Below are 8,843 nucleotides of genomic sequence, written 5' to 3' on the forward strand. Positions count from 1 at the left end.
CGCCCCGCCGTGCTGCTCGCCCCGCCCCGCCATCCGCATGCCTCCGGCGCCGCCGCCACCGAAGCGCCCCGCGCCCTTCACCGCGGGCCCCGCCGTCACGATCGATCCGCCGTGCGGCGTCCGCACCGTGTTCACCGTGTACGCCAGCGGCGCCGCGAGCGCGCTCGCCACGGACAGCGCCACGGCGACCCGCGCGACAGGCCCGCGCTTCGCGCCCAGCAGCGCGCACCCCGCCGCGACCCCGCCCAGCAGCACCGCCCACTTCAGCCACGGCAGCCACTGCGGAGTGCGGTCCAGCAGGACGTACGCCCAGCCGGCCGTCCCCGTCACCACCGCCGCCAGCGCGGCGAACGCCCGCCGCTCCCACAGCAGTACGGCCCCCATGCCGACGAGCGCCGCCACGTACGGCGCCAGCGCGATGTTGTAGTACTGGTGGAAGATCCCGGACATGAAGCTGAAGACCCCGAAGGTCATCAGCATCGCCCCGCCCCACGCCAGGAACGCCGCCCGCCGGACGTCCGTACGGCCCGCCCGCCGGGTCAGGACCAGCGCGGCCACCAGCAGCACGAACGCCGCCGGCAGCAGCCAGGCGATCTGCCCGCCCATGTCGGAGCCGAACAGCCGCAGGATGCCGGTCTCGCCCCAGCGACCGCCGCCACCGGGCCCGTGTCCGCCGCCGCCCACGCTGCCGGTCTCGTTGCCGTTGAGGCGGCCGAGTCCGTTGTAGCCGAAGGTGAGTTCGAGGAAGCTGTTGTGCTGCGAGCCGCCGATGTACGGGCGCGAGCCCGCCGGCCACAGCTCGACCACGGCGACCCACCAGCCGCCGGAAACGACGGTCACCAGCCCCGCGAGCAGCAGCTGCCCCACCCGCCGCAGCGGCCGGCCCGGCGCGCACACCGCGTACAGCACGGCGAGCGGCGGCAGGATCAGCCACGCTTGGAGCGTCTTGGTGAGGAACGCCAGGCCGAAGCAGAGCCCCGCCAGGAGCAGCCACGCCGTCCGGCCCGCCTCCAGCGCGCGCAGGACGCACGCCACGGCACACACCATCAGCAGGCACAGCAGCGCGTCGGGGTTGTCGAAGCGGAACATCAGCGCGGCGACGGGCGTCAGCGCGAACACCGCACCCGCGAGCAGCCCGGCCGCCTCCCCGAAATGCCGCCGCACGGACGCGTACAGCACGCCCACGGCAGCCACGCCCATCAGCGCTTCGGGCATGAGGATCGCCCACGAGCTCAGCCCGAAGAGCCGTACGGACAGGCCCATCGGCCAGAGCGCCGCGGGCGGCTTGTCCACGGTGATCGCCCCGGCGGCGTCGGACGCGCCGAAGAAGAACGCCTTCCAGCTCGCGCCGCCCGCCTGCGCGGCGGCGGCGTAGAACTGGTTCGCGTAGCCGGACGCGCTCAGGTCCCAGAGGTAGAGCGCCGCGGTGACCGCGAGCAGCGCCGCGGCCTTCCAGGAGGGGCGCCGCCACGGCAGCGGGAATGTCTTGGTCATCGAGCCTTCCTCAGTGTGCGGGCCCCGCTCTCCGCGGCCCCTGCGTGATCGTCGGGCCGGGCCGCGTCCGGCGCCGCCGGTCCGCGCCCCGGGAGTTGCCCACCGCCGCGGCGGGCCCGGGCGGCCGACCCATCACCGGAGCCCGGCTCGGCACAAGAACCCGGCCCGGCACCAAGGCCCGGCCCGGCCGCGTCGGACGCGCCGAAGACCCACGCCCGCAGCAGCAGGAACCGCAGCACCGTCGCCGCCAGGTTGGCCGTGACGAGCACGGAGAGTTCCGCGCCGTGGGAGGGGGAGCCGCCCGCCGCGTGCAGCGCGGCGAGCGAACCGCTGGTCAGGGCCAGGCCGATGGCGAAGACCACGAGGCCCTGCGCCTGCTGCCGGACCGCCCGGTCCCGGCCCCGCACCCCGAAGGTCAGGCGCCGGTTGGCCGCGGTGTTGGCGAGGGCCGACAGCAGCAGCGCCGCCGCGTTCGCCGCCTGCGGGCCCGAGACCGTCCGCAGCAGCGAGTACAGCCCGAGGTAGAGGCCGGTGCTGAGCAGGCCCACGACGCAGAAGCCCAGCAGCTGCCGGGCCAGCCCGCGCGGCACCCCCGCCACGGCCCGGTCCCGCGGGTCGTCGCCGAAGGGGCGGCGCAGCCGGTCCAGCGGCAGCGCGCCCGTGGCGAGCGCCCGCCCGACGCGCCACACGCCCCGCAGGTCCTCGGTGGCCGTGCGGACGATGTGCACGGAGCTGTCCGGGTCGTCGACCCAGTCCACGGGCACCTCGTGGATCCGCAGCCCCGCCCGCTCGGCCAGCACCAGCAGCTCCGTGTCGAAGAACCACCCCGAGTCCTCGACCAGCGGCAGCAGCCGCTCCGCGACGTCCTTGCGCACCGCCTTGAACCCGCACTGCGCGTCCGAGAACCGCGCCGCGAGCCCCGTCCGCAGCACGATGTTGTACGCGCGCGAGATGAACTCCCGCTTCGGCCCGCGCACGACCCGCGCACCGCCCGCCAGCCGCGTCCCTATGGCCAGGTCCGAGTGGCCGGACACGAGCGGGGCGACCAGCGGCAGCAGGGCGTTCAGGTCGGTGGACAGGTCGACGTCCATGTAGGCGAGCACGGGCGCCTCGGACATCGACCAGACGGTGCGCAGCGCCCGCCCGCGGCCCTTCTCCTCCAGCCGGACGGCGGTCACCTCGTCGAGGGAGTCGTCCAGGAGGGCGGAGACCTCGGGGGTGCGGTCGGTGCTCGCGTTGTCCGCGATCGTGATCCGGAACCCGTACGGGAAGGTGTCGGTGAGGTGCGCGTGCAGCCGCCGCACGCACGCTTCCAGGTCGTCCTCCTCGTTGTGCACGGGAATCACGACGTCGAGCACGGTGCCCTGCGGGGGCAAGGGCGCGCGTGCCGGGAGTGGTTGCCGAGTGGCCTCAGTCATGCGCCGACCCTCGCCGGGCCCGCTGTCGCGACCGTGTGCAATCCCTGTGCGCGGCCTGTGAATGCGGGCGGGGCCCACCGCTCCGGGGGCCGGGGGCCTGCCCCCGGTTACGGGAGGTGGGGGCGCCCCCTCCGGGGGAGGGCCGGCGGAATTCCCTCCGCCGCAACGGCACTCAGCCCCGACGACGCATCCCGGCCGTGCCGAACCGGCAACTCCACCGTGAACACGGTCCGCCCGGGCACACTCCGCACGCCCACCCGTCCCCCGTGCGCCGCGACAACCGCCCGCACGATCGCCAGCCCCAGCCCCGATCCCCCCGCCGCCCGCGACCTGGACGCGTCCCCTCGTGCGAACCGTTCGAAGACGTTCGGCAGCAACTCCGCCGGAATCCCCGGCCCGTCGTCCTCGACCGACACCACCGCCCACCCCTCGCGGGAAGCGCCCCGCACACGGGCCGTCACCGTCGTCCCCGCCGGCGTGTGCGTCCGCGCGTTGGCCAGCAGGTTGACGAGCACTTGGTGCAGCCGGGCGGCGTCACCCCGTACGGACACCGGCTCGGCCGGCAGGTCGATGCGCCACACGTGGCCCGGCCCGGCCGCCCGCGCGTCGCTCACGGCGTCGACCACGAGCGGGGAGAGGTCGAGGTCCGCGCACGCCTGCGGGCGGCCGGCGTCCAGCCGGGCGAGCAGGAGCAGGTCCTCCACCAGCCCGGTCATGCGGCGCGCCTCGGACTCGATGCGGCCGAGCGCGTGCCGGGTCCGGGGCCCGACGGGCTCGCCGCCCTCACCGGTGCGCCGCGTGAGCTCGGCGTACCCGCGGATGGAGGCCAGCGGCGTCCGCAGCTCGTGGCTGGCGTCGGCGACGAACTGCCGCACCCGCACCTCGCTCTCCTGACGTGCCATCAGCGCCGAACCCACGTGGCCCAGCATGCGGTTGAGCGCGGCCCCGACCTGCCCGACCTCGGTCCGCGGATCGGCCTCCGCCGCGGGCACGCGCTCGTGCAGCGCCACCTCCCCCTCGTGCAGGGGGAGTTCGGAGACCCGCGTCGCGGTCGCCGCCACCCGCCGCAGCGGCCCCAGCGCGATCCGTACGGTCGCGGCGGCGGCGATCCCGGCCGCCACGAGGCCGGCGGCGGTGACGCACACCTCGACCACGATCAGCGTGTCGAGGGTCTCCTGGACGCTCGCCGTGGGGATGCCGACCAGGTAGGTCGCGCCGTCGGGCGCGGTGACGGACCGGGCCCGGTAGTCCCCGCGCCCGGGCAGGCCGACGTCGTGCGGCCGCCCGTCGCGGGGCAGCCGCGCGAGGGCGTCGCTCTGGGCGGCGGTCAGCGGCTCGCGCAGGGGGTCGCCGTCGCCCCGCCAGGTGCGCGGGGAGGTGCTGACGGCCGAGTCGGTGACCCGCCCGTCGGACCCGGTCAGCGCGCCGACGGTGCCGATGGGCTGGCCGCCGCCCTGGACGAAGCTCAGCGGGCCGCCGCGCCACAGGTTCGGCGGGCGGGGCGCGGCGGCGCGCCGCACCACTTCCGCGAGCTGGCCGTCGAGCTGCCCGTACAGGTAGCTGCGCAGCACGATGGCCGTGACCGTGCCGATCACCGCGCACACGACGGCGACCAGGACGACGGTGGACAGCACGAGCCGCGTGCGCAGCGGCCGCGGCCGGGCGGGCCGTGCCGGGCTCACGCCGGCGCGGGCGCGGCCGGCTTGATGAGGTAGCCGACGCCCCGCCGCGTGTGGATCATCGGCTCCCGCCCGGCGTCGATCTTCCGCCGCAGGTACGAGATGTAGAGCTCGACGACGTTCGCCTGGCCGCCGAAGTCGTACGACCAGACCCGGTCGAGGATCTGCGGCTTGCTGAGCACCCGCCGCGGGTTGCGCATGAGGAAGCGCAGCAGCTCGAACTCGGTGGCGGTGAGGTGGATGTCGGTGCCGCCGCGCGAGACCTCGTGGCTGTCCTCGTCCAGGACGAGGTCGCCCACGGTGAGGAGGGAGCCGGGGCGCGGCGCGACGGCGCGGGCCCGCCGCAGCAGGCCGCGCAGCCGGGCGACGACCTCCTCCAGGCTGAACGGCTTGGTCACGTAGTCGTCGCCGCCCGCGGTGAGCCCGGCGATGCGGTCCTCGACGGAGTCCCTGGCGGTGAGGAAGAGCACCGGGACGTCGGGGCGTTCGCGGCGCAGCCGGCCCAGCACGGTCAGCCCGTCCAGGTCGGGCAGCATCACGTCCAGGACGACGGCGTCCGGGGCGAAGTCCCGCGCGACCCGTACGGCCTCGGCGCCGTCCGCCGCGGACCGCACGTCCCAGCCCTCGTAGCGCAGGGCGAGGCGGAGCAGCTCGGCCAGCGACGCCTCGTCGTCCACGACGAGCACGCGCACGGGACTGCCGTCGTCCCGCAGGAGGGGGGCGGTGGCGGCGGTGGCGGGGGCCGGCGGGAGGGAGGGGTCCGTCATGGGGACGAGGGTGCGAGGGGCGCGTGAGAGGGACCTTTCGGCTCTCTGTGATTCTCCTGAGAATCGCGCGCGGGCGCTGTCACGCTCGGCCAGGAGCGACGGCGCCCGAAACCCGTCCGTCCGGATACGAGTACGGGTAGGGGTGCGGGTACGAGTGCGGATACGCCGAAGGCCCGGTACCTGAGGTACCGGGCCTTCGGTCTTAGTAGCGGGGACAGGATTTGAACCTGCGACCTCTGGGTTATGAGCCCAGCGAGCTACCGAGCTGCTCCACCCCGCGACGGTCGGAAGTCCGAGGACTTCCGGCTGTGCGCTCGGCAGGATTCGAACCTGCAACCTCTTGATCCGTAGTCAAGTGCTCTATCCGTTAAGCTACGAGCGCTCGGCTTCCCGGCGTTTTCTTGCCGGTCGGCGTTGCGTGGACAACATTACATGAACTCCGCCGCGACGCGAAATCCATTCCCCACACCAGCTCCGACCTGCGAAAACGCCCTCCGGAGCGGCTCCGGCGACCCCCGTGGACGAGATCGCCCGCAGCCCGGCGGCGGCATCGTCCCGCCGCGGCTCCGCCACGACTCCACAACGGCCCACAACGACCCGCAACAGCTCCACAACGCAGAAGCCCCGGTCGTCTCGGGGACGACCGGGGCTTGCCGGTGGTGCGGAGGCGGAGGGATTTGAACCCTCGATGGGCTTTAAGGCCCAAACCGCATTAGCAGTGCGGCGCCATAGACCGGACTAGGCGACGCCTCCAGCCCACCCGTGCATGCACGAGTGGTGCGATGCAGATGATGACACAGTCTCCTGGCCGCTCACCAATCGCACCCCTACGGTACCGGGCTTTCACCGGGCGGGGCAAAGACGTTTTCCGGAGCGCAACGCGTTGCCGCCCGGCGCGTTAGAAGGGTGAAGGGATCGGCCGGGCCCTGCGCGCCCCCGGTCCGCGCTCGCCTGCCCCCGGGAGTCCCGCATGCTGCTCCGCCGTATCGCCCTCGCCGCCGCCGCTCTGGCCCCGGCGGCCCTGCTCGCCGTCCCTTCCGCCACGGCCGCCCCGGCAGCCGCGCTCCCCATGCCCCCGGCGAACCCCGAGGGCCTCGACCACCTCACCGTGACCGTCAGCGACAACGGCAGATTCGACGGCAGCGAGGCCACCTCCACCACCTTCTACCTCTACTGCCATCCGGACGGCGGCACCCACCCGCGCGCCCGCGAGGCCTGCCGCCAGATCGACGGCCAGACCACCTGGGGCAAGGACCCGTTCGCCCCCGTGCCCGACGGCACCGTCTGCACGATGATCTACGGCGGCCCGCAGCGGGCCCGCGTCGTCGGCCATTGGGCGGGCCGCCCCGTGCTGGCGGAGTTCAAGCGGACGAACGGCTGCGAGATCGAGCGCTGGGAGAGGTTCTCCCGCCTGCTCGGCACCCCGGTGAAAGGCTGGCCGGGGATCCGCTGACCACCGCCCGGAGCCCCCTCGGCAGGGCGGCCCGGAACCCCGCCGGCGGGGCGGCCGGGAGGACCGCGGGCACGGCCGCGGACACCCCCGCCGGACCCTTGCCCGCCGACCGCAATGTCAACCACAAGGTCTGACACATAAGACATGTCGGGCCTGCGGCAGACGCCCCACGGCGCCCGTACGGCGCGCCTCGCCGCACGCCTCGTCCGCCGCCGCGCCCGCCCCGGCAGCCCGTAGACTGCGCTCCAGTGACACGCCACGGCGCGGCGGCCAGCCCGCCCGGCGCGGTCTGCAAGGTGCGGTAACCAGGGAGGAAGCGTCGTCGTGAGCAGCAGGCCATCCCGAGGCGCTGCTCGCCTCGCAGCCATACTCGACGCCCTGCCCGACGCCCTGTTGCTCGTCAACTGCAACGGCACGGTCGTCAACGCCAACCACATAGCTCTGGAGACCTTCGAGGTCCCCGGCACCGGCCTGGTCGGCCGCGGACTGCTCTCCCTGCTGCCCGACTTCGACTCCCGGCGCATCCCCGGTTCGATCCGTCCCCCGGACGGCGACGCCCGCACCAAGCCCACGCGCATGATCGCCCGGCGCACGGACGGTTCGCAGTTCCCCGTCGAGGTGACGAGCGCGAACCTGGAGGACGGCCGCACCCCGTACGCCGACCACCAGCCCTACACCGGCGACGAACTCCTCATGATCGTCGTGCGCGACCTCACCGGCACGCTCGACACCGAGGCCGAACTCGCCCGGCAGCAGCGGCAGACCGAGATGATCCTGCGCGCCGCCGCGGAGGGCGTCGTCGGCGTCGACACCGCCGGCAAGATCGTTCTGCTCAACCCCTCCGCCGCGCAGATCCTCGGCTACCGCGCCAGCGACCTCGGCGGCAAGGAACTGCACCCGCTGATCCACCACTCCCGGCCGGACGGCACGCCGTTCCCGTACGAGGAGTCCCCCATCGCCGACACGCTGCGCTCGGGCCGCAAGCACCGGGTGCGTGGGCAGGTGCTGTGGGCCAAGGACGGCCGGGCCGTCCCGGTCGACCTCACGACGGCTCCCGTGCGCGACGGCGACCAGCTCGTCGGCGCGGTGATGACCTTCACCGACCGGCGCACGTACGACGCGCTCGCCGCGCGCCACGCACAGCTGCAGGCCGTCCTGAAGGAGTCGCTGCGCGGCCCCCTGGAGCAACTGCGCGCCGAGCTCGGCACGCTGGCCGCCGACCCGGCCGGCCAGCTGTGGCCCGAGGCCAACCAGATCCTGCACCACCTCTCCGCCGGCTACGCCCGGATGACCACCCTCGTCGACAACGTCCTCGCCTACCAGCAGCTGGACGCCGGCGAGGCCAAGCTGGAGCGCGGCCCCGCCGCGCTCGACGAGGTCGTCGCCGCCGGCGTCGACGGCGCGGTCGAGCTGATCGGGCCCGGGCGGGCGCAGTTCGCGGTGCACGCGCCGGCGATCGAGGCCGAGGTCGACGCCGAGCGGTTCGCGCAGGCGCTGGCGCACCTGATCGCGGACGTCGCGGGCGTCGACGCCACGGGCAACGCCCCCGCGGGCGGCGCGCCGTCCGGCGACTCCACGATCGTCGTGGCGGCGGCGCAGCGCGGCGAGGTCGTACGGATCGAGGTGCGGGGGCCCTACGCGGGCGGCGACCCCGTCCACGGGCCGATCGTGCGCGGCATCGTGCGGGCCCACGGCGGGGTGCTGCAGACCCACGACGTGCCGGGCGCGGCGGGCGGCAGCGCGTACGTCCTGGAGGTGCCCGTCTCCGCGAAGGGCGGGCCCGTGAGCCCCGCCGCCACGGAGCGGCGGTCCGCCACGGACACGATGAACGCCACGACCGTCATGCCGGTGCCGTCCCAGCGGGTGCGCGGCACGAGCGAGGCACCTGAGGCCCCTGAGACCTCCGAGGCTTCTGCCGCCGCGGCTGGTGCGGCTGCTCCTGCCGGTCCTGCCGGCGGGGGCGCTCCGGCCGCTGCCAGTGGCGGGACGCAGGGCAGCGGGCGGCGGGCGCGCCGCGCGGCGGACGGCGACG

At 74.7% G+C, this 8,843-nt stretch carries 6 protein-coding genes and 3 tRNA genes; 2 read left to right on the forward strand and 7 right to left on the reverse strand.

All coding sequences use genetic code 11. The features are described 5' to 3' along the window. From B7P34_RS33610 to B7P34_RS33640, 7 genes are all read right to left on the reverse strand, one after another. Positions 1–1,494, reverse strand: a 1,494-nt coding sequence (locus tag B7P34_RS33610; RefSeq protein ID WP_146167006.1) for an ArnT family glycosyltransferase, incomplete at its 3' end; no start/stop codon positions are given. Next, positions 1,491–2,912 (reverse strand): bifunctional glycosyltransferase family 2/GtrA family protein, encoded by a 1,422-nt coding sequence (locus B7P34_RS33615; protein ID WP_106681953.1) that lies wholly within the window; start codon positions 2,910–2,912, stop codon positions 1,491–1,493. The genes B7P34_RS33615 and B7P34_RS33610, both read right to left, overlap by 4 nt. Positions 2,913–3,019: 107 nt before the next feature. Continuing rightward, positions 3,020–4,594 carry a sensor histidine kinase gene (locus B7P34_RS33620; RefSeq protein ID WP_223268504.1) on the reverse strand — a complete coding sequence of 525 codons (1,575 nt, stop codon included), beginning with the start codon at positions 4,592–4,594 and terminating at the stop codon, positions 3,020–3,022. Beyond that, positions 4,591–5,358: a response regulator transcription factor gene (locus B7P34_RS39060; RefSeq protein ID WP_106681954.1), complete on the reverse strand. Its 768-nt coding sequence runs from the start codon at positions 5,356–5,358 to the stop codon at positions 4,591–4,593. The genes B7P34_RS33620 and B7P34_RS39060 overlap by 4 nt, the downstream gene beginning before the upstream one ends. A gap of 206 nt (positions 5,359–5,564) precedes the next feature. Next, a tRNA-Met gene (locus tag B7P34_RS33630) sits at positions 5,565–5,638 on the reverse strand. Positions 5,639–5,667: 29 nt separating this feature from the next. After that, positions 5,668–5,740: transfer RNA gene (locus B7P34_RS33635), tRNA-Arg, on the reverse strand. Positions 5,741–6,020: 280 nt separating this feature from the next. Further along, positions 6,021–6,111: transfer RNA gene (locus tag B7P34_RS33640), tRNA-Ser, on the reverse strand. A 217-nt stretch (positions 6,112–6,328) separates the two neighbouring features. Here B7P34_RS33640 and B7P34_RS33645 point away from each other — a divergent pair. Together B7P34_RS33645 and B7P34_RS33650 are read left to right on the forward strand one after the other, a co-directional pair. Continuing rightward, the gene (locus tag B7P34_RS33645; protein WP_106681955.1) at positions 6,329–6,811 is read left to right on the forward strand and encodes an SSI family serine proteinase inhibitor; all 483 of its coding nucleotides are present in this window, start codon (positions 6,329–6,331) and stop codon (positions 6,809–6,811) included. 324 nt (positions 6,812–7,135) lie between these two features. Next, a partial coding sequence (locus tag B7P34_RS33650) for a PAS domain-containing protein (RefSeq protein WP_146167007.1) occupies positions 7,136–8,843 on the forward strand: 1,708 nt, incomplete at its 3' end.

The organism is Streptosporangium nondiastaticum (assembly GCF_003011965.1).
Taxonomy (GTDB): Bacteria; Actinomycetota; Actinomycetes; order Streptomycetales; family Streptomycetaceae; genus Streptomyces; species Streptomyces nondiastaticus.

What these genes read in the sequence shown, in the direction of transcription:
- B7P34_RS39060 (WP_106681954.1), bottom strand. Translation starts at nt 5,358, where the DNA reads ATGACGGACCCCTCCCTCCCGCCGGCCCCCGCCACCGCCGCCACCGCC.
- B7P34_RS33615 (WP_106681953.1), bottom strand. Translation starts at nt 2,912, where the DNA reads ATGACTGAGGCCACTCGGCAACCACTCCCGGCACGCGCGCCCTTGCCC.
- B7P34_RS33645 (WP_106681955.1), top strand. Translation starts at nt 6,329, where the DNA reads ATGCTGCTCCGCCGTATCGCCCTCGCCGCCGCCGCTCTGGCCCCGGCG.